Source organism: Pontibacter burrus, assembly GCF_010686685.1.
Taxonomy (GTDB): Bacteria; Bacteroidota; Bacteroidia; order Cytophagales; family Hymenobacteraceae; genus Pontibacter; species Pontibacter burrus.
Genome location: NZ_JAAGWD010000002.1, coordinates 295,771 through 315,276, shown reverse-complemented (window position 1 = coordinate 315,276; position 19,506 = coordinate 295,771). Strand labels below are relative to the sequence as shown.

Sequence of the window (19,506 nt, the reverse complement as noted above, 5' to 3'; positions counted from 1 at the left end):
TTGAGGCTATGTTCTATAGTTACAGAACAGGCAGGCACAGCCCGGAACAAGAAACTACAACCACGAAAAAGCCAAGCAACTATAGCTCTTCAACTAACTTTAGTTATAGCTATCGAGCGATCACAGTCTTTGGGTTGAGCGCCTTTGACTTGTTGCGGTGCCGTAAGGCAACCCGAGCGCAGCGAGGGTAGCAAGAAGGCAGCAGCGCGATGCCCTTTCGAGGGCCCCTACCCCCAAGACGGGGCCTCGCGGCCGGGAGCGCACCAAAGTAACTATAGCACAATAGGCTGGTAGAGCTCCCAGGATCAGCAAGAACTATAGCACAAACTGCTCGTGTCGAGGAGTAACTATAGAATGCTAGCTGTTTAGCAACTATAAGCCGAGATAGATTTCTCGCTACGGCTCGAAATGACAGATGAGAAACTATAGAACATATAAGATCCTTCATAGCTGCGCTGGCTCTCTTCTACTCACGTCTCAAGAATGCTCAGGATGACAAAAAGGAAACTATAAAACAACTAAAACAAACAAGGCTGTCATTTACGACAGCCTTGTTTAAATCTTAATTTGCAGTTCTCAATGGTTCTATAATTCTCGTTTCTCCATCCCGTAAGTTACGGAGCTTGGCATTTTTCAGGAGCTGGTTGGAGTCTGAGAACTTCTGTTCGCAGAAACTGCCTGCTGCCCTGCTCTCGCATTCACAACCTGTTATCTGGCTACCTGAGAAGGTGAAGAAGCAGAAAGTACAACCTGCCGTGGCAGCACAAATAAATTTCTTACTCTTGCTGCTTAGGTACAAGCTGTTATCAGAAGCTACATCCAGTTGTAAAGCCATCGCACGATAAGACCCATTCCGGATGCCCATGCCTACCAGGTAATAGCCGGCTTTATCTTTTCTGGATTCCTGCACCTTATGTATCATCACCTTATCTACTACAGTTCCATCTCCAAACTCCTGAATAAAAGGTTGCATCAGATCCAGAGGCGGGACAATATAGTCTATGCTATCGAACACCACCTGTGCCAGTAACTGCCCGTCGTACGCTACAGAATCTCCCTCAGCCATTTCAGAAGGTTCATCGCTGTCCTCCGGAAACGCTTCGCGGCGGGTACAGGCCCCGGCCAGAATTACTACAACTGCTAACACAGCAATCAGGCGTGCGCCGGTAGGCAACTGTTGCCAAAAGCGCATAAGGGTGTTCTCGGACATAGAGGGTTTAGCTATAGTTTAAGGCTTATTTCTTATAATATTTCCGTGCCTCGGGTATAAATTTCTGCAGGTTGCTGATTCGGGTACCAGCGCTTGGGTGAGTTGATAAAAACTCCGGCGGCGCCTGTCCACCTGCTTTTGCTTCCATACGCTCCCAGAACGGTATAGCTGCAGCCGGATCATAACCGGCCATTGCCATAAAGATCAGTCCTAAACGGTCAGCTTCAGTTTCTTGGGTACGACCGTATTTTAATAAGCCAAGCGTAGAGCCGGCTCCATAAACAGTCATAATTAAGTTCTGTGCTGTACCTGGCTGTGTTCCGGCCAGTGCCTGCAGTGTTACGCCACCAAACTGTTGTGCCAATTGCTGGCTCATACGTTCGTTACCGTGTTTGGCTATGGCGTGCGCAATCTCATGCCCCATTACGACAGCAAGCCCGGTTTCGTTTTGCGCAACTGGTAAAATTCCGGTGTAAACCACAGTTTTACCTCCGGCCATAGCCCAGGCGTTCACCTGGTCGTCTTCGATCAGGTTAAATTCCCACTGAAAACCCTGTAATTCCTGCGATAAGCCCTGCTGCGCCATATACTGCTCCACGGCCCGCTGAATACGCTGCCCGGCACGTTTTACCATAGCGGTGGCCTGTGCATCTCTCGATAATTTATTTTCTTTCAGAAACTGGGCGTAGGCATCATAACTAAGCGACTGCATTTGCGCATCCGATACCAGGTTCAGCTGTCGGCGACCGGTAATTGGCACCGTGGTACAGGCTACCATCATCACCACAGCTGCTGTAAAAGCAATAATTTTCTTGTACATAGTTTTAAAATTTTAATGGCTAAACTCACTTGTTCAAAATCTGAACCAAAAATAAACATAGCCAGTGGATTCAACGATAAATAAATAGGAAAATTGCTATACTTCAGGCTATTTACTGTTACCTGCTCAGTATCAGGCACTCCTGCTAAAAGACAATTACCTGTACAATTATACGTTCCGGATATATACTATAGTTGTAAACTGCTCACACGCAACAATAGTCGATTTGTGGATTTTAGATATGCTGTAGCAGTATAAGCTGAAACTATAGTTCCGTTCACAATAAATCTCTTACTTTTTTCTGTACAATTCGTTAGAAACCTTATTTTTGGAATACAGAACCCTTTACACCGATTCCAGACTACATGAAAATTTTAGCCATAGGGCGTAATTACGCCGACCATATAGCCGAACTGAAAAACGAAGTACCCGACGAACCTGTCATTTTCTTTAAGCCTGACACCGCTATACTCCGCAACAACGAACCATTCTATTACCCGGACTATAGCAACGACATTCACCACGAAGTAGAATTGATCCTGCGAATTAGCCGCGAGGGCAAGAACATCGAGAAGAAATTTGCCCACAAATACTATGATGCCATTGGCCTGGGCATAGATTTTACGGCTCGCGACCTGCAAAGCAAAGCCAAAGCAAAAGGCCTGCCCTGGACGCTGGCAAAAGGTTTTAACGGTTCCGCTCCTGTCTCGGAATTTCTGCCACTGGACCAGTTTCCTGACCTGCAAAATATCAACTTCAGGCTGGATGTGAACGGCGAAACAAAACAGAAAGGCAATTCGCAGCTGATGATGAACAACTTCGACGACATCATTGCCTATATCTCGCGCTTTATTACGCTAAAAAAAGGCGATATTATATTTACAGGTACACCCGAGGGCGTAGGCCCGGTTAAAATTGGCGACAGACTAGAAGGCTATGTTGAAGATAGAAAACTGCTCGATTTTGAAATTAAATAAGATATTACCGCTTTTTATAGTTACCGTATTTTCCACCCTTAACCTGGCGGCACAATACCAGCCAACACCCGGCTATTTCCTGTTCCCGATAAAACCCGGCGAGCGCAATTACCTGTCGGGCACGATGGGCGAGATACGGGCTACGCACTTCCATGGTGGGCTTGATATTAAAACCGACCAGCGCGTTGGCCTGAATGTGCATGCCGCAGCCGATGGCTACATTTCCAGGGTAAAGCAGTCTACATTCGGGTACGGCAACATTATTTACATTACGCACCCCAACGGCCTTACCACCACTTACTCGCACCTGCTGAGCTTTGTCGATCCGCTGGGCAGTTATCTGTTACAGAAACAGTACGAAAAGCAGACGTTTGAAATTGAGCTGTTTTTTGAGAAAGACCAGTTCCCGGTAAAACGGGGCGATATAATTGCCCTATCCGGCAACACAGGTGGATCGGGCGGGCCGCACCTGCACTTCGAGATTCGTGATGCGCAGGACAGACTATACAACCCGCTCCGCTACAACTTTACAGAAATCATTGACACCACCCCGCCAGATATTTTCGGGCTGGCTGTGCTGCCTTTGAATATTCATTCACGCATTAACAATACCTTTGGCCGCACCGAGTTCAGCCCTAAAAAAGCAGGCTCCAACTATAGTCTGGCTGATACAGTTTTTGCGCACGGACTGATCGCACTGGAACTGCAGACAACCGACCGACTGGATGGTGCCACTAACCGCAACGGTACGCAGGAAGTAACCCTGTATGTAAACAACAAGCCGGTGTACAACCATCACATCGAGCAGGTGCCTTTTGAGTTGTCGCGCCAGGTATCGCAGCACATAAACTATAATGTTTTCCGCAGATATGGGCGTACGTTCCAGAAAGCGTATGTAGACTATGGCAATGACCTGCCGCTATACACAACCAATGGCAAACAGGGCCGCTTTAGTGTGCACCCCGACTCTACTTACCAGGTAAAACTGGTCGCCCGCGACTCTTACAACAACACCTCTACGCTTAGCTTTATCGTGAAAGGGCAGAAACCGGTCTTTACACAAACGCTGGCTAAAAGCGTGAAGCAGCCGGAAATGGATTACGAGATCATAGGAAACGTGCTGAAAGTAAGCGCTATCGACACCAGCCGTACCCCTCGCAACGTAGAGCTGTTTGTAGCAGGCAAGCGTTTCGACCTGGTGCCAAGCTATATGGATAACTCAGCTTCTGTGGCACTATACGATCTGCGCGGCGGCTTGCCAGATTCGATCGGCTTTTGTGATGTGGGTAAGCCCTTTGCCTTTAAAACCATGATACCACCTGGCCGTGAAGTAAACTATAAAACAGATTACCTGAACCTTACTTTCGATAAAGAGACACTATACGACACGCTTTACCTGCACACCAGCAAAGTGGGCGATGTAGTAACTATAGGCGATTACTTTACCCCTCTTCACAAAACCATGAAAGTTACTATGAAAGTGGACACAACCGGTATTGATAAAAGCAGAGCAGCTGTTTACTTCCTGGGTACAGGCCGTGGGCGTGGCTATGCAGGTGGTAAATGGGATGGCAACACCATTACTTTCAACACTCGCAACATGGGCAAGTTTAAAGTAATGCAGGACATAAAGCCGCCAACTATAAAATTGCTTAGCAAAAGCCCGGCACAGATCAGGTTCAAGATCAGCGACGATCTATCTGGCATCCATTCTTTTAACGCATGGGTAAACGGCCAGTGGATCCTGATGAAGTACGAACACAAAGAAGCGCTGATATACTCCGAAAAACTCGATAAAAGTGTACCTTTGTCTGGAGAAGTGCTTCTGAAGGTAAGAGACATTGCCGGCAACGAAGCCACTTTCACAACGAAGATTTAATTCTTGACAAAAGACCGTTTGACAAAGGACAAAAGACTGTTTCAGAAATAATGGAAAGTCCTTTGTCTTTTGTCACACAGTCAAAACATCAACATAACTATGACACTCAACATCGGCGACAAGGCTCCGGAGTTTGAAGGCAAAGACCAGAACGGAAATACGGTAAAGCTGAGCGACTACCGCGGCAAAAAAGTAATCCTGTACTTCTACCCGAAAGACGACACCAGCGGCTGTACTGCACAGGCCTGCAACCTCCGCGATAACTATAGCCACCTGCAAAAAGAAGGCTACGAAGTAATAGGCGTGAGCATCGACAGCGAGAAATCGCACCAGAAGTTTATCGGCAAATATGAGCTGCCGTTTACCCTGATCGCCGATACTGAGAAACAGATTGTAGAGCAGTACGGAGTGTGGCAAGAAAAATCGATGTACGGCCGGAAGTATATGGGCACCATGCGCTACACCTTTGTGATAGACGAGAACGGTGTGATACAGGATATCATCACGAAAGTAAAGACCGCCGACCATACGGCTCAAATACTGAAGTAAAACATAACGCGGGCGCAGCTACTCTAAAAGTGGCTGCGCTTTTTGTATCTTTGACTACCAATTTTTAATTCTTAATTCATAATCAAATAAACCGTGAACCCACACAACAAGAGCATCGAAGAGCTGAAGGACATTGCCGCACAGGTACGCCGCGACATCGTGCGTATGGTACATGCCGTTAACTCCGGCCACCCGGGCGGATCGCTTGGCTGCACCGATTACTTTGTATCGCTGTATTTCAAGATCATGAACTATAGCACCGACTTTAACATGGATGGCAAAGGCGAAGATCTGTTCTTCCTTTCCAACGGCCACATTTCGCCGGTTTGGTACAGCACGTTGGCCCGCTCCGGCTTCTTTGATGTGGCTGAGCTGGCAACATTCCGCAAGCTGAACTCGAGGTTACAGGGCCACCCTGCTACCGAAGAAGGTCTGCCAGGTATTCGTATCGCTTCGGGCTCACTGGGCCAGGGCTTATCAGTAGCTACTGGTGCTGCCCAGATCAAAAAACTGAACGGCGATAACAACCTGGTATATGTGCTGATGGGCGATGGTGAAGTGGAAGAAGGCCAGGTTTGGGAAGCAGCTATGTATGCTGCACACCATAAAGTAGATAACCTGATTGCAACTATAGACCTGAACGGCCAGCAGATTGATGGCTCTACAGACGAAGTAATGAGCCTGGGCAGCCTGCGCGCTAAATTCGAAGCCTTTGGCTGGACGGTGCTGGAAGCAGACGGTAACAACTTCGAAACCTTGATTCCGGGACTGGAGCAGGCCAAAGCTGAGACCGGCAAAGGCAAACCAGTTATGTTACTGATGCACACCGAAATGGGCTATGGTGTAGACTTTATGATGGGGTCGCACAAATGGCACGGTGTAGCGCCAAACGACGAGCAGCTGGAAATTGCGCTGCAGCAGCTGATGGTAAAACACGCTTCGGATTACTAAACTATAGTTTCAGGTAAAATTTATAGTTCGTGCTGCGCATGGGTGCTTGGTTAAGAAAAACAGGTTTACTCCTGCTGTTGCTGGTTTTATCAGCAACTATAACCACTATTGCCCAGGATAAAAAGCCAAAGCCTAAAACGCGCATTCTGTTTCTGCTGGACGCTTCCGGAAGTATGCTGGCCAAATGGGAAAGCAGCGACCGCATGACGGTTGCTAAAAACCTGCTGGCCGGGCTGGTTGACTCGCTGGAGCGCTTTGATAACGTGGAAGTTGCCTTACGCGCGTATGGCCACCAGTACGGCCGCGAGCGTAACGACTGCAAAGACACACGCCTGGAAGTGCCGTTTGCCGTTAAAAACGCTGAGTCTGTTAAGAAGAAGCTCAGCCAGATCGTTCCGCGCGGGAATACGCCCATTACCTACTCTTTAGAGCAGGCAGCCGGAGATTTTCCCGATGATCCGCGTTCTCGAAATGTGGTCATTCTGATAACAGATGGCTTGGAATCGTGTAACGGAGACCCATGTGCGGTGTCGCTGGCTTTGCAGAAGAAGCGCATCTTTTTGCGCCCTTTCGTGATCGGCATTGGTATTGCTCCAGAGTACGAACAACAGCTAAATTGCATTGGCCAGTACTTTAATGCAGCCGATGTAAAAACGTTCGAGAACGTACTGACCGAGATTGTGACGCAGACGCTGAGCGAAACTACGGTTAGTGTGGAGTTGCAGGATGAGAACGGCCGGTCGGTGGAAACCAACGTGAACATGACCTTCCTGAACTCGCTGACAGGTTCGCCGGAGTACAATTTTGTGCATTACCTGAATGACAAAGGAAAGCCCGACATGCTGGAAATAGACGCGCTGATGCCTTATGACCTGGTGGTAAATACTACACCAGCTGTTGTAGACCGCAGCGTAACTATAAAACCGGGCCGTCATAACGTCATCAAGGTAAAAGCGCCGCAGGGCATTTTGTATCTGCGTCAGGATGGGCCATCGCCGTATGGGCAGTTGCAAACTATAGTTCGGCAAAACGGCGAAACCCGCACGCTGAACGTGCAACCTTTTGGTGAGCGACACAAATACCTGACCGGCACCTACGACCTGGAAGTACTGACTACGCCACGCATTTACCTGAATGATGTGGAAGTAAAGCAAGGACAGACCAGAACGGTGACGATCCCGATTCCGGGACAACTTGCTATCACATCGCAGATGCAAGGCTACGGCAGCGTGTATAGCGTAGATGAACATGGCACACAGCACTGGCTCCTGAACATACCTGAAAATAACAGTAAAGTAACCGTACCATTACAGCCCGGTAAGTATAAACTGGTGTACCGCATGAAGACCGCACAATCGAGCAAATTTACCGATGTGCAGGATTTTGAGATACGTCCCGGGGCTACAACCAACCTAAGGATTTTTAACAGATAAACAGCAGCAAACTATAGTTTGCTACATTATAAAGACTTTTTAGAAAGAACCATACAATGAAAGATTTTCCATACACAGAGAAAAAAGACACACGTTCTGGTTTCGGTGCTGGTTTGCTGGAGCTTGGCCGCACCAACCCAAATATAGTTGGCCTTTGCGCCGACCTTACCGGCTCGCTTAAAATGGATGCCTTCCAGAAAGAGTTTCCGGAGCGTTTCTTCCAGGTAGGTATTGCCGAAGCCAACATGATCGGTCTTGCTGCCGGTATGACCATCGGTGGTAAGATTCCGTTTACCGGTACGTTTGCTAACTTCTCTACGGGCCGCGTGTACGACCAGATCCGTCAGTCGGTGGCTTACTCTGGCAAAAACGTAAAGATCTGTGCTTCGCATGCCGGGCTTACGCTGGGCGAAGACGGTGCCACCCACCAGATTCTGGAAGATATTGGTATGATGCGCATGCTGCCACACATGACCGTAATTAACCCATGCGACTTTAACCAAACCAAAGCAGCAACTATAGCTATAGCCGAGCACGAAGGTCCGGTTTACCTGCGTTTCGGCCGCCCTACGGTTCCTAACTTTACCCCTGCCGATCAGAAATTTGAGATTGGTAAAGCCGTGATGCTGAACGAAGGTACGGATGTAAGTATTTTCGCTACAGGTCACCTGGTTTGGAAAGCTATCCTGGCCGGCCATATCCTGGCTGAGAAAGGCATCAATGCTGAGATCATCAACATCCATACTATCAAGCCAATTGATGCAGAAGCTATCCTGAAATCTGCTGCTAAAACAGGCTGCGTGGTAACTGCAGAAGAGCACAACCGTTTCGGTGGCCTTGGCGATGCTGTTGCACAAGTGCTGGTTGCCAACAACCCTGTTCCGCAGGAGTATGTTGCTGTAAACGATACCTTTGGCGAGTCTGGTACTCCAGACCAACTGATGGAGAAATATGGCCTGACGGAGAATGACATTGTAGCTGCCGTAGAGCGCGTTATCAGCAGAAAAAACGGTTAACATATAGCAGTTAGCAGTTAACAATAATCAGTAAACAGGCTGTGCTTTTGTAGTGCAGCCTGTTTTTTTTATATGTGACTTGTTAACCGATAACTGTTTACTGCTCACTGAGAAAGCGTGAGGGATGGAGCGGTTGTTTGAGCTCTTTTGGTGAGGTACGAACCAAAAAGCGAGCCGCGAGAGCCCGACGGCTTGCCGGCACGCCCAAACTATAACTATAGCATTACTCATCACATTAGTTCAAACTATAGCTTAACCTTACTATAGTTTGAACCCCAGCTGATCTACCAACTATAGTTCTCGCCTAAACTATAAACTCCGTCACTCCTACCCTTTACCAACATTCTGAACAGTTAAATCCTAAACTATAGTTAAAACTGCACAACAATTCGCTCATCAACTGCTTCTCTACAATAAACTACTCTAAAACAAGCCATAAAATTGCACACCCAACTATAAACTCTAACTGAAATCAGTTAATTTTAAAGCTACTGTAATAACAACACACAAAAGCCAGTAACTGCTTACTGTTCCCTGCTCCCTGTAAAAGTGGAAGACAAAGAGATATTAGAAAAGTTTGCCAACCCTGACAGCCGAAACCTGGCTTTTAACCAACTTGTGCGCAAGTACCAGCAAAAAGTGTACTGGCACATCCGCAAGATGGTGATAGACCACGACGACGCCGACGACCTGACCCAGGAAGTTTTCCTGAAGGTGTGGAAGAACCTGGAGAATTTCAGGCAGGATGCGCAGCTTTATACCTGGCTTTACCGTATTGCCACCAACGAGTGTCTTACCTTTTTGTCGAACAAAAAGAAAAAGTTCTTTTTACCTATCAACGACGTAGCCGCCGAGCTATCCGAGAAAATAGATTCGTCGCCACAGATCAGCGGCGACGAAATACAGCTGAAACTACAGAAAGCTTTGCTCAAACTGCCTGACAAGCAGCGTCTGGTGTTTAACATGAAGTATTACGACGACCTGAAATACGAAGAGATTTCGGAAATTCTGGGTACTTCGGTAGGGGCCTTAAAGGCATCTTACCACCTGGCCGTAAAAAAAATTGAAGATTTCCTGAAGCAGGATTAAACTATTGGAAGCAAACTCCATCTAACAGGAAGATTATGAATATTAAGCATAAAGATTTTAACCTGAGCGACTTGCCCAAACACAATGTGTACCAGGTGCCGGAAGATTATTTTGACCGGTTGCCGACCCGCATTATGTCTCGTACAGTTGCTGCGCCTACGCGTCAGTGGTTGCCGGTACAGGTGTGGCAAACGGTTCGTGTAGCAATGGCTCCGCTTGTGTTGCTGGTGCTTTTTGTTGGTGTTTTCTATCTTGCTGATAAGTCGCAGACGGAGCAGCAATTTAACCTGGCCAACGTACCGGATGCCGACATAGTAAATTACCTGACTGCCTACAGCACCGTGGAAAGCGCTGATCTGGCCGAGCTAAACGCACTAAAACGCCAGGAACTGACAGCAGATTTCCTGAATGTTAGTGCCGCCGATGCCGAAGCAGAACTAGAATACTACCACTTAAGAGATACCGATTACTAATTCACCCAGCGTATGAAGCGTTATTTTTTTCTACTGATTTTCTGTGCCCTTACCTTTGCCGGCACTACCGCATTGGCCCAGGACAACCGTCAGTCGAATGAGCGTGTGGAAGCTGCCAAGGTTGCCTTCTTAACCGATAAAATGGAGCTTACTGCGGATCAGGCACAAAAATTCTGGCCGCTGTATAACGAGTACGAAAGCAGACGTCGCGACCTGATGAAGTCGTATCGTAGTGGCTACCGCCAGGATGTGGATGCCCTCTCAGACCAGGAAGCAAAAGCCCGTATTGATGGCATGTTTGCAACACGCGAAAAAGAGCTTGCCCTGGAGCAGGAATATGCTGCCAAGTACCTTCGGGTTATTTCATACAAGCAGCTCATCAAACTATACCGTGGTGAGCGTGACTTCACAAAACTGCTTTTAAAACGCCTGGACGATAACCGGGCTTCTAAATAAAATTTTAGATAAGATTTTTGGCTAAGTTGAAAAGGCATTAGGCGTCGCTTTAAAAGGTGATGCCTTTTGTTTTTATAACAGATTTGTATCTTAACTTTTGCCTATAGTTAACCGGTATGTCATGTCGAGCGTTAGTCGAGACATCTTATATGTCCCGTAGCAAACTATAGTTGCAACTCGTGAACAAGCAGTTAATGCTATAGTTACCACTAATCCTGGGAGCTCTACCAGCCTACTGTTTTATAGTTGGCTTCGTGCGCTCACGGCCGCGGGGCCTCGTCTTCGGGCATCGCGCGGTGTACCTTTCTTTTGCTCCTATCGTCACAATGGCTACGCCACCAGAAATCTACAAGGCGCTCAACCCAAAGACTGAAATCAATCGATAGCTCATCTATAGTTTAATTGATCAACTATAGCTCGTAGTCTTTCCGTGGTTATAGTTTCTTAGGGCAGGCTGCGCCTGCCTGCTCGTGGTCTGGAAATATAGATTGATAGAGCAACTATACCATAGGCAGAATTCCCCTCTTGGGAGGGGTAGGGGTGGGTTAATTGCCAACTATAGAACGATATCGATAACTATAGTAATAGCAGAAGGAATTCCCCGCCTTAGACTACCAAGAAGCGATTTCGAAGGTAGCGAGCGTAGCTCTGAGGGGTGGTTAGACATCCTTAACTATGGAACTATAGCCTCAACTATAGCAATAGCCCTAATCAAATAAATTCATCCACTTCCCCTTTAATATGCGGTTCAGACTAGATCTCAATCACTGGTCTGGAGAGCAATAAATACAACTTATCACCTACTCTACAACCAACACCGGCTTAATCTGAGTATATTTGTTTACTAACCCCTTGCGCTATGAAAAGACAGCTGCTTTTACCGAATCAAACCTGCCTGGAAACTCCACGGCTCTACCTGCGCGAACTGAACCCGGAGGTGTATCAGTACCTGTTTACGGAGTTCAATAATTCGCGCATTGCCGAGTACCTGGGTTTTACTACCAGCAAAGAAGTAGAGGTGGAACGCGAAAAGTATGCGCTGGGTATGGTGACGTATTTTGCCACGTTCAAGTCTTTCCATTTACTGGAGAAGGCAACAGGTCGCGTGCTAGGGAAATGTGGCTACCATACGTGGGTGCCCACACACCGCCGCGCCGAAGTTGGCTATGAGTTATTTTCAGACGCAGACAAGAACAAAGGCTACATGAAGGAAGCCTTAGGAGCTATTCTGAAATATGGTTTTGAGCAGATGAACCTGTACCGCATTGAAGCTTACATAGCGGAGTATAACATTCCATCGGCTAAACTCCTGAAACATTACGGCTTTACTGTGGAAGGAAACGCGCGCGGCCATTATGTTGTAGATGGCATCAACGAAGATTCACTCTCCCTATCTTTACTGCTCCCTGAGTTTGAGAAGTTACAGGCAGCTCAAATTAAAAGCCAGGTTGCAACATCTAATTCATAATTCTTAATTTATAATACATAATTACAACTTGAAGTACATCATTCTGAATAAGCCTTACGAGGTGCTCACGCAGTTTACTGACGAAACCGGAAGAGCTACCCTGAAAGACTACGTTAAAGTACATGACATTTACCCGGTTGGGCGCCTGGATTACGACAGCGAGGGCATGGTGTTGCTGACGGATGACAAGGCCTTACAACATCGGTTGTCAGACCCTAAATTTAAGATTGAGAAAACCTATTGGGTGCAGGTAGATGGCGTGCCAACTGAAGAAGCTCTGGAAGAATTGAGACGTGGCGTAACTATAAAAGGTACTAAAACGGCGCCAGCCAAAGCTAGCATTCTGGAAATGGAACCTCAGGTTTGGGAACGCTCCACTCCTATCCGTTTTCGGAAGAATATACCTGCTACCTGGGTAGAGATTAAGATATCGCAGGGCATGAACCGGCAGGTGCGCCGCATGACAGCTGCTATAGGCTACCCAACCTTACGCCTGATCCGCCCAAGTATTGGCCCATTAACATTAGGCGATCTGCAGCCTGGTGAGTACCGGGAGCTCACTTCTGAAGAAGTAAGTAAACTGAAAAGCCTTGTAGCAGGTAGCAGTTATTCCAGGCCGCTTAACAAGAAATCCACTGGTGGCCGCCATTACGATAGCCGCCAGAACTCCAGCCGCCCCTTCCGTAAGCCAAATAAGGGATAACTGTAGGTTGAATGCTTCACTCTTCTGCTGGCGCGGTTTTGTAACTCTTGCCTACTTATGAAGTTGAGTTTGTAACTCAACTGGCTCGAAGAGACAGAGCTTGTAATAGTGCTGGCTATATTACCCACCCCTACCCCTCCCAAGAGGGGATTTTTGACATTACTATAGTATTATAGTATAGTGGCGACTGTAGTTTTGACAGCATTAATGCAATTCTATAGTTATACCTTTGCCCCTATAATATGCTGCACAATTTTTTCGGCGTGTACTCTTGAGTTTTCGATGAACCAGACACGGGTGTCCATGCCGCCACAAACTACGCCGGCCAGGTAAATGCGCGGCATGTTGGTTTCCATGGTTTCGGGGTTATGTGTGGGGTGTTTCAGTGCATCGTGGCTCAGCGTAATGCCCAGCTTTTTCAGGAAATTGAAATTGGGCTGATAACCGGTCATGGCCATTACGAAATCGTTTGCTATAGTTACCACACCTTCAGGAGTTTGTATATCTACCACGTTTTCCCGTATCTCCAGTAACCTGGAACTGAAATATGCTTTCACGGCTCCTTCGGAAATGCGGTTTTCCAAGTCCGGCTTTGTCCAGTATTTAATGCTCCCTAGTTCCGGCTCCCGCACAACTATAGTTACCTCAGCGCCTTTGCGGTAGGTTTCCAGGGCAACATCGGCGGCAGAGTTGTTGGCCCCTACTACCAACATCTTTTGCTTATAGTAATAATGTGGGTCGTAGTAATAATGACGTACTTTGGGCAACTCCTCTCCTTTTATCCCTAACAGGTTAGGAATGTCGTAAAAGCCGGTAGCTACAATGATATACTTTGCCTTATAGTTTGCTTTGCTGGTGCTTACCTGGTACAGTTCATCCGTTTCTGTAGTTACAGCCAGTACTTCTTCGAACAGGCGAATGTCAAGCTCTCCGGTTTCAGCTACTTTGCGGTAATATTCCAGTGCTTCGGCGCGGTTAGGTTTTGGGTAGATGCTCGGGAACGGGTAACCACCAATCTCTAGTCTGTCGGCAGTAGAGAAAAAGGTCATGTTGAGCGGGTAATTGAACAGCGAATTTACAAGGCAACCTTTCTCTACAATTAAGTATGTCAGGCCGGCTTTTTTAGCTTCGAGTCCGCAGGCCAGTCCAATGGGGCCTCCCCCTATTATTAGAATATCGTATGTCTCCAATTTTACTTTTCTTGTTCAACAACTATACGCGCCCTAAGTTTATACATCCAGCTATAGTTTGTTAATTTTTCCGCCAGTACCCATAGTTCACTCGCCTCTAAATTCCCAGGCTTTACAGAATACCTTGTAAAAAAATTAAACAAAATGTAAAATGAACTTGACTTTTGTAAAACAAGCTTTACATTTGTAAAGTATTCTTTACATCACAAAATAAAACCATGAAAACACGTTTCCTATTTCCGCACCGGTATAAGATGCTGGGCTGGATTATGCTGGTACCTTCGCTGATAGCTGGCTTCCTGGCTATTTTATCCGACAACGCGCTTTTTGAGTTAGAAACCACCGTTTTTGCCCTTTACGATGGTGGCATTTTTGAGCCTGCAAAAGCATTCCGGCTTATTGAGAATAACATTTTTGATGAGGTAGTAGCTATTACGGCTATAATTGGCGGCTTGCTGGCAGCTTTTTCGAGAGAGAAAGACGAAGACGAGTATATTTCACAGATCAGGCTGGAGTCGTTGCTTTGGGCCACTTACATAAACTATGGCTTCCTGATCTTTTCGGTGCTGTTTATTTACGGACTGGCGTTTTACCAGGTGTTGCTGCTCAACATGCTTACCTTGCTGCTTATTTTTCTTGTCAGGTTCAACTTCCTGCTTTATCGTTCAGCAAAAGCCTCTTACGCATGAAAAATACGCTAAAAGTGCAGCGGGCCATCCATAACCTTACCCAGGAAGAACTAGCCAAAAAGATAGGCGTGAGCCGGCAAACTATAAATGCCATGGAGCTCAGTAAATATGTGCCCTCCACGGTGCTGGCCTTAAAAATTGCCCGCGTTTTCGATCGGAAAGTAGAAGACATTTTTACCCTGGAAGAAACAGATTGAACCGTGCAGGTATCCGTGTTAACTATAGGTTTAGCACGGATACCTCTGGTTTAACTGTACCAAATCAAACTATAAGCTGCCTTAAAATGCAATTCCTGCCGTAAGCGAAAAAGCTCTTGTTTTTCCTTCGGCATTATTATCATTAAACATGGTCCTTAAGCCGTGGTGGTAGGTAACATCAAAATTCAGGAAACGGATATCGAAACCAACACCACCATTCAAACTAAACTGGGCATTCCGTACATCGCGGCGCCGTACATTCAGGTTATTGTCTTTAACTCCCACATTATAAGCGAAAGCCGGTCCGGCAAAAAACCTTAGGTGCGAGAGTACGCTGCCTTCATAATTGGTGCGGTAACCAACTAATACCGGAACACGCAGGTAATGGGTAACAAAAGCATCGCGCTCACCGGGGCGTGGCTGCACTGTTCTGATGATGTGTGATTTATAGGTTATAAAGTCGAGGCCGGGCTGTATGTAAAACCGGTCTCCGATACGCCCATAAATACCAAACTCCGTTCCAAGCCCGGTATCCATGTCCTGCAGGCCGGGGTCGTCTGATATTCTGGCAAGGTTTACACCTATTTTGGCTCCCCATCGCAGCTCAGGGCCTTCATCCTGTGCCTGTAAAGGCTGAAAGGCTAGTAATAGAAAAGTCATTATTAGCCAGTATTGTATATTTTTTTTCATATTTGTATAGTTATGCTTCTTTAAATTAAACTATAAGCCAAAGCAAATGTTCAGTTCTTCCGCTTCGGCTTAATGCATGCACCTGACCTTCATTTATACGAATCAAACTATGGAAAAGCCTTTTAAATCCAACATCCTTACAATTGCTCCTGACCTGTACCTGCGCCCGGTTACAGTTGATGATGCTACTGCGCTTTATAAGATCATCGATTCCCAGCGCACTTACCTGCGCGAATGGCTCCCTTTCGTGGACCTTACCCGGCAGCAAAGTGATACTGCCCTGTATCTGCAATCAATCGTTTCCAACCCTGCAGATAAGGTTTTCGTGATAATTTTTGAAGAAGCGGTGGTGGGCCTGATCGGGTTTAAGGCGATTGAATATTTTAACCACAAACTGGAGATCGGATACTGGCTGAGCGAGCACCAGCAGGGCAAAGGCATTATGCGCCGCAGCTGCAGCCGCCTGCTGCAACACGCTTTTGAGCATATGAACATGAACCGTGTGCAGCTAAAAGTGGCCATAGGTAACCACCGCAGCAGCAACATCCCTGAAAAGCTGGGCTTTACCCTGGAAGGTATTGAGCGCGAAGGCGAATTGCTGAACGGGCATTTTCACGACCTGCGCGTGTATAGTTTACTTAAAAGAGAGTGGCAGGCACAACAGCAAATGAATTAACTTTTGCGTGGCCTCTCGTTTGCGCCCAGTAATATGGAAATAGGTTTCATGCTTTCGTGCTTGTCGGCAATGAGCTTAAGTATTGCCAGGAACGGGATGAACAAAATCATGCCCGATGCGCCCCAGAGTATGCCACCCGCAACTATAGCCAGCAACGTAAACAGCATATTTACCTGTAGCCGGTAACTCACCGCCCACGGAAAAATCAGGTTCGCTTCCAGGTACTGCACCACCGCAAACACAATCACCACGCCCATCGGGTACCAGGCAGAGTCGTAGGTTATCCAGGCTACCGTCATGGGTAGAATTGCGCCAATTGTAATGCCCACATACGGGATAAAGGTAAGAATTGAGGCTACCACTCCGAAGAACAGCGCATGCGGTACTCCCAGAATCAGCAGCCCAAGAGTGTTCAGTGTCCCAACTATAACATAAACGATAGCCATTCCCTTTATAAAGTTATAGTAGGTAGTGATCGTTTCGTGCAGGATAGTTCTGATTTTGTTGTACTCTGATGCCGGGAAAAGTGAAAAAAGCGCCTTTGCCAGTTGCTCGCGGTTAAACAGGATCAGGGCAACATACAACGGAATGAGCACGACCAACACCACCGATACTGCCGAAGTATACACCACATCGCGCAGCATCCCCAGCAGGTTAGCACCCAGGTTATTGCTCAGCCCCTCCAGCCACACAGCCTGCCGGCTAACTTTTATGCCAACTGTTTGCTCGAGGTACAGGCTCAGGTCCTGGTAAGCGTTCAGTAGTTTGTGTTGCAGGTTAGGCCATTCATCTATCAGGCGCAGCAACTGGTTAAACAACAACCAGCCCAACCCCACAAAAATAACCAGCAGTACCAGCAGGCACAGTCCAATGGCTATCCAGCGCGGCCAGCCTTTGCTTTCCAGCCAGCGGCAAATCGGGTACAGTACAAAACTGATCAGCAACGAAAAGCTGAGCGGCACAAACAGCGAACGGCCAACATAAAGCACTACACCACCCAATACAATGAATTGCAGTAATTTTAGCCAGTTCACTTTGGTGCCAGTATCCATAAAACTCTTATCTTGTTGTCCTGTTGTATAGCAACACCCTAATATAACAACCTTCAACTACTAAACTATAACCAAACCTGTACTATGAATAAACATTTTATAGCGCTGCCTGCATTGCTTTTTTGCCTTTCCGGGAGCGTAGTGGCCCAAAACCTTAAATCCATTACCCAAGAAAAAACAACCCGTTTAGTTAAAACGCTTAGCGACGACGATATGCTGGGGCGTGCTTCTTTTACGCCAGGCGCCGATAAAGCCGCAGATTTTATAGCCTCAGAGTTTAAAAAGTCTAAACTAAAGCCATTGCCTGGTACAGATAGCTTTAAACAGACCTTTACCTTATACCGCCTTACCCCGCACCAGCTGGAAGTAAAACTGAACGGCGCAACGATAGCTGCTGAGCAGGTTTTTGCCTCAAGTACACACAAACAGCTAAGCTGGAAAGCAAACAGTGAGCGTCGCATCATCCCGATCGGAGAAAACGAAAATAGTCGCGACGCCCTGATGCATGCCATCCGTTTGCAGGAAGATGCTCTAGTACTGATCCACCCGAAACATGCCGCTACTTTTGCAAACTATCAGCGCTACATTACGCGCGGAAATATAGTACAGGAAATGGGCAGAGGGGCCAGCAAAGTGTTTGTACTGACTGAACAGACGCACCTTCAGGATTATGCTGTAGAACTGGAAAATAAGGTTGAAGATCTGAAGCTTACCAACCTGGTGGGCATGATCGAGGGTAAGCGTAAAGACGAGTTTGTCGTGTTCTCCGGTCACTACGACCACATCGGCATTCAGAAACCGATAGATGGCGACTCTATTGCCAACGGTGCCGACGATAATGCTTCCGGAACATCAGCCATGATGATGCTGGCCGACTTTTACAAAAAACAGCGTAAACCTGAGCGCACCATCCTTTTTGTTGCCTTTGCAGCTGAAGAAATGGGCGGCTTCGGTTCCAGGTACTTTTCAGAACAGCTTAACCCAGACCAGATCGTGGCGATGTTCAACATCGAAATGGTAGGAAAACCATCAAAGTTCGGCCCGAACAGCGCCTACATGACCGGATTTGATAAATCGAATTTAGGGGAGCTGATGCAGAAACGCCTCAATGGCTCTGGTTACAGCATCCACCAGGACCCTTACCCAACCCAGAACCTGTTCTACCGATCAGACAACGCCACGCTGGCACGATTGGGTGTTCCGGCACACACCATTTCATCAGTGCAGATAGACCAGGATAAAACTTACCACACCGTAAACGACGAATTTGAGATGCTGGACATGGCCCACCTGACCAGCATGATAAAAGGCATTGCGCTGGGTTCTTACGACGTAGTTTTCGGTAAGGAAACACCTACCCGTGTGGACAAGGCACAGGTACAATAAGGCCAGTGATTAAGGTAATTTAAAGATCATTATATCACAGATGATTTTAAGAACAGGATTACCGGCTAACTTCTATAGTTTATTCCTGAAGGTTATAGTTTGTGTAATCCTGTTTTCTTATCTAATTGATAATCTCCTGCTCCCAATTTTGCTTGGTATAGTTTCTGGTACTCTGATCCATGTATTTACCAACTATCACGATAGTATTGTTCAACTAAAGGGCGATACACTTACTTTTTACTTTATCAGACCATTTTTCTTTAAGGAAGAGTACAGATTAAACAACCTGGACTACGCTGAGATTATAAAGGAAACACCTGATAAAATGCTTAAAGATGTGTGGTGGAAAGCTGATAGTTTCATTCCTATCAGTTACTCGAAGTTAGTCATGTATAAAGGTGAGTTCACCTACGAAACCAGATTCCATACTAACCAAGCCGACCTTCCAAAATTAGAAGCAGCTATTCAGAAGATATTCCAAAACAAATAGAGACGCAGCACTAAGTTGTGTCTCTTTATTTAATACCGTTAGCCACAAACCTGTACAACTTTTAATCTCCTTATTTGCTGGTGCGTACAACATAAGTTGGCGTTAACATTTT

21 protein-coding genes are annotated in these 19,506 nt (G+C 46.7%); 16 read left to right on the top strand and 5 right to left on the bottom strand.

The annotated features are described in order from the left end of the window. Positions 1-562: 562 nt before the first annotated feature. Both GXP69_RS06070 and GXP69_RS06065 read right to left on the bottom strand, forming a co-directional pair. A complete protein-coding gene (locus GXP69_RS06070; protein WP_163913449.1) occupies positions 563-1,210 on the bottom strand; it encodes a hypothetical protein in 648 nt (215 codons plus the stop codon). 25 nt (positions 1,211-1,235) lie between these two features. Further along, the gene (locus tag GXP69_RS06065; protein WP_163913447.1) at positions 1,236-2,030 is read right to left on the bottom strand and encodes a M48 family metallopeptidase; all 795 of its coding nucleotides are present in this window, start codon (positions 2,028-2,030) and stop codon (positions 1,236-1,238) included. A gap of 365 nt (positions 2,031-2,395) precedes the next feature. Between GXP69_RS06065 and GXP69_RS06060 the strand changes: the two genes are divergently transcribed. The 11 genes from GXP69_RS06060 (at position 2,396) to GXP69_RS06010 (ending at position 13,024) form a co-directional block, all read left to right on the top strand. Beyond that, positions 2,396-3,007 carry a fumarylacetoacetate hydrolase family protein gene (locus tag GXP69_RS06060; RefSeq protein WP_163913445.1) on the top strand — a complete coding sequence of 204 codons (612 nt, stop codon included), beginning with the start codon at positions 2,396-2,398 and terminating at the stop codon, positions 3,005-3,007. Continuing rightward, on the top strand, positions 2,994-4,886 hold the full coding sequence (locus tag GXP69_RS06055; RefSeq protein ID WP_235925574.1) for a M23 family metallopeptidase: 1,893 nt from the start codon (positions 2,994-2,996) through the stop codon (positions 4,884-4,886). Before GXP69_RS06060 ends, GXP69_RS06055 begins: the two co-directional genes overlap by 14 nt. A 99-nt stretch (positions 4,887-4,985) precedes the next feature. After that, on the top strand, positions 4,986-5,435 hold the full coding sequence (gene bcp, locus GXP69_RS06050) for a thioredoxin-dependent thiol peroxidase (protein ID WP_163913443.1): 450 nt from the start codon (positions 4,986-4,988) through the stop codon (positions 5,433-5,435). Between the two features lie 93 nt (positions 5,436-5,528). Continuing rightward, positions 5,529-6,386: a transketolase gene (locus GXP69_RS06045; RefSeq protein ID WP_163913441.1), complete on the top strand. Its 858-nt coding sequence runs from the start codon at positions 5,529-5,531 to the stop codon at positions 6,384-6,386. 38 nt (positions 6,387-6,424) lie between these two features. Next, positions 6,425-7,819: a vWA domain-containing protein gene (locus tag GXP69_RS06040; protein WP_163913439.1), complete on the top strand. Its 1,395-nt coding sequence runs from the start codon at positions 6,425-6,427 to the stop codon at positions 7,817-7,819. A gap of 56 nt (positions 7,820-7,875) precedes the next feature. Next, on the top strand, positions 7,876-8,835 hold the full coding sequence (locus GXP69_RS06035; RefSeq protein WP_163913437.1) for a transketolase family protein: 960 nt from the start codon (positions 7,876-7,878) through the stop codon (positions 8,833-8,835). 549 nt (positions 8,836-9,384) lie between these two features. Then, positions 9,385-9,924: an RNA polymerase sigma factor gene (locus GXP69_RS06030; protein WP_163913435.1), complete on the top strand. Its 540-nt coding sequence runs from the start codon at positions 9,385-9,387 to the stop codon at positions 9,922-9,924. Between the two features lie 35 nt (positions 9,925-9,959). Next, positions 9,960-10,397, top strand: a complete 438-nt coding sequence (locus GXP69_RS06025) for a hypothetical protein (protein WP_163913433.1) — start codon at positions 9,960-9,962, stop codon at positions 10,395-10,397. A 12-nt stretch (positions 10,398-10,409) separates the two neighbouring features. Beyond that, positions 10,410-10,853, top strand: a complete 444-nt coding sequence (locus GXP69_RS06020; RefSeq protein ID WP_163913431.1) for a hypothetical protein — start codon at positions 10,410-10,412, stop codon at positions 10,851-10,853. 859 nt (positions 10,854-11,712) lie between these two features. Then, complete coding sequence (locus GXP69_RS06015) at positions 11,713-12,321, top strand: GNAT family N-acetyltransferase (RefSeq protein ID WP_163913429.1); 609 nt, start codon at positions 11,713-11,715, stop codon at positions 12,319-12,321. Positions 12,322-12,349: 28 nt separating this feature from the next. Further along, positions 12,350-13,024 (top strand): pseudouridine synthase, encoded by a 675-nt coding sequence (locus GXP69_RS06010; RefSeq protein ID WP_163913427.1) that lies wholly within the window; start codon positions 12,350-12,352, stop codon positions 13,022-13,024. 221 nt (positions 13,025-13,245) lie between these two features. Here the strand turns inward: GXP69_RS06010 and GXP69_RS06005 are convergent, their stop codons facing one another. Further along, positions 13,246-14,214 (bottom strand): YpdA family putative bacillithiol disulfide reductase, encoded by a 969-nt coding sequence (locus GXP69_RS06005; protein WP_163913425.1) that lies wholly within the window; start codon positions 14,212-14,214, stop codon positions 13,246-13,248. Positions 14,215-14,432: 218 nt separating this feature from the next. Here GXP69_RS06005 and GXP69_RS06000 point away from each other — a divergent pair, with 218 nt between their 5' ends. Beyond that, positions 14,433-14,903 carry a hypothetical protein gene (locus tag GXP69_RS06000; protein WP_235925573.1) on the top strand — a complete coding sequence of 157 codons (471 nt, stop codon included), beginning with the start codon at positions 14,433-14,435 and terminating at the stop codon, positions 14,901-14,903. Next, on the top strand, positions 14,900-15,100 hold the full coding sequence (locus tag GXP69_RS05995) for a helix-turn-helix transcriptional regulator (protein ID WP_163913424.1): 201 nt from the start codon (positions 14,900-14,902) through the stop codon (positions 15,098-15,100). Before GXP69_RS06000 ends, GXP69_RS05995 begins: the two co-directional genes overlap by 4 nt. Before the next feature lie 81 nt (positions 15,101-15,181). Here GXP69_RS05995 and GXP69_RS05990 read toward each other — a convergent pair whose 3' ends face one another. Next, complete coding sequence (locus tag GXP69_RS05990) at positions 15,182-15,760, bottom strand: porin family protein (protein ID WP_163913422.1); 579 nt, start codon at positions 15,758-15,760, stop codon at positions 15,182-15,184. A gap of 139 nt (positions 15,761-15,899) precedes the next feature. On the opposite strand from GXP69_RS05990, the gene GXP69_RS05985 reads away from it, so the two are divergent. Next, the gene (locus GXP69_RS05985; RefSeq protein ID WP_204281931.1) at positions 15,900-16,466 is read left to right on the top strand and encodes a GNAT family N-acetyltransferase; all 567 of its coding nucleotides are present in this window, start codon (positions 15,900-15,902) and stop codon (positions 16,464-16,466) included. On the opposite strand, the gene GXP69_RS05980 is transcribed toward GXP69_RS05985, so the two are convergent. Then, complete coding sequence (locus tag GXP69_RS05980) at positions 16,463-17,518, bottom strand: AI-2E family transporter (RefSeq protein ID WP_163913421.1); 1,056 nt, start codon at positions 17,516-17,518, stop codon at positions 16,463-16,465. The genes GXP69_RS05985 and GXP69_RS05980 overlap by 4 nt on opposite strands. Before the next feature lie 84 nt (positions 17,519-17,602). On the opposite strand from GXP69_RS05980, the gene GXP69_RS05975 reads away from it, so the two are divergent. Next, positions 17,603-18,904 carry a M20/M25/M40 family metallo-hydrolase gene (locus GXP69_RS05975; protein WP_163913419.1) on the top strand — a complete coding sequence of 434 codons (1,302 nt, stop codon included), beginning with the start codon at positions 17,603-17,605 and terminating at the stop codon, positions 18,902-18,904. Between the two features lie 40 nt (positions 18,905-18,944). Next, positions 18,945-19,394: a hypothetical protein gene (locus GXP69_RS05970; RefSeq protein ID WP_163913417.1), complete on the top strand. Its 450-nt coding sequence runs from the start codon at positions 18,945-18,947 to the stop codon at positions 19,392-19,394. The last annotated feature ends 112 nt before the right edge of the window (positions 19,395-19,506 follow it).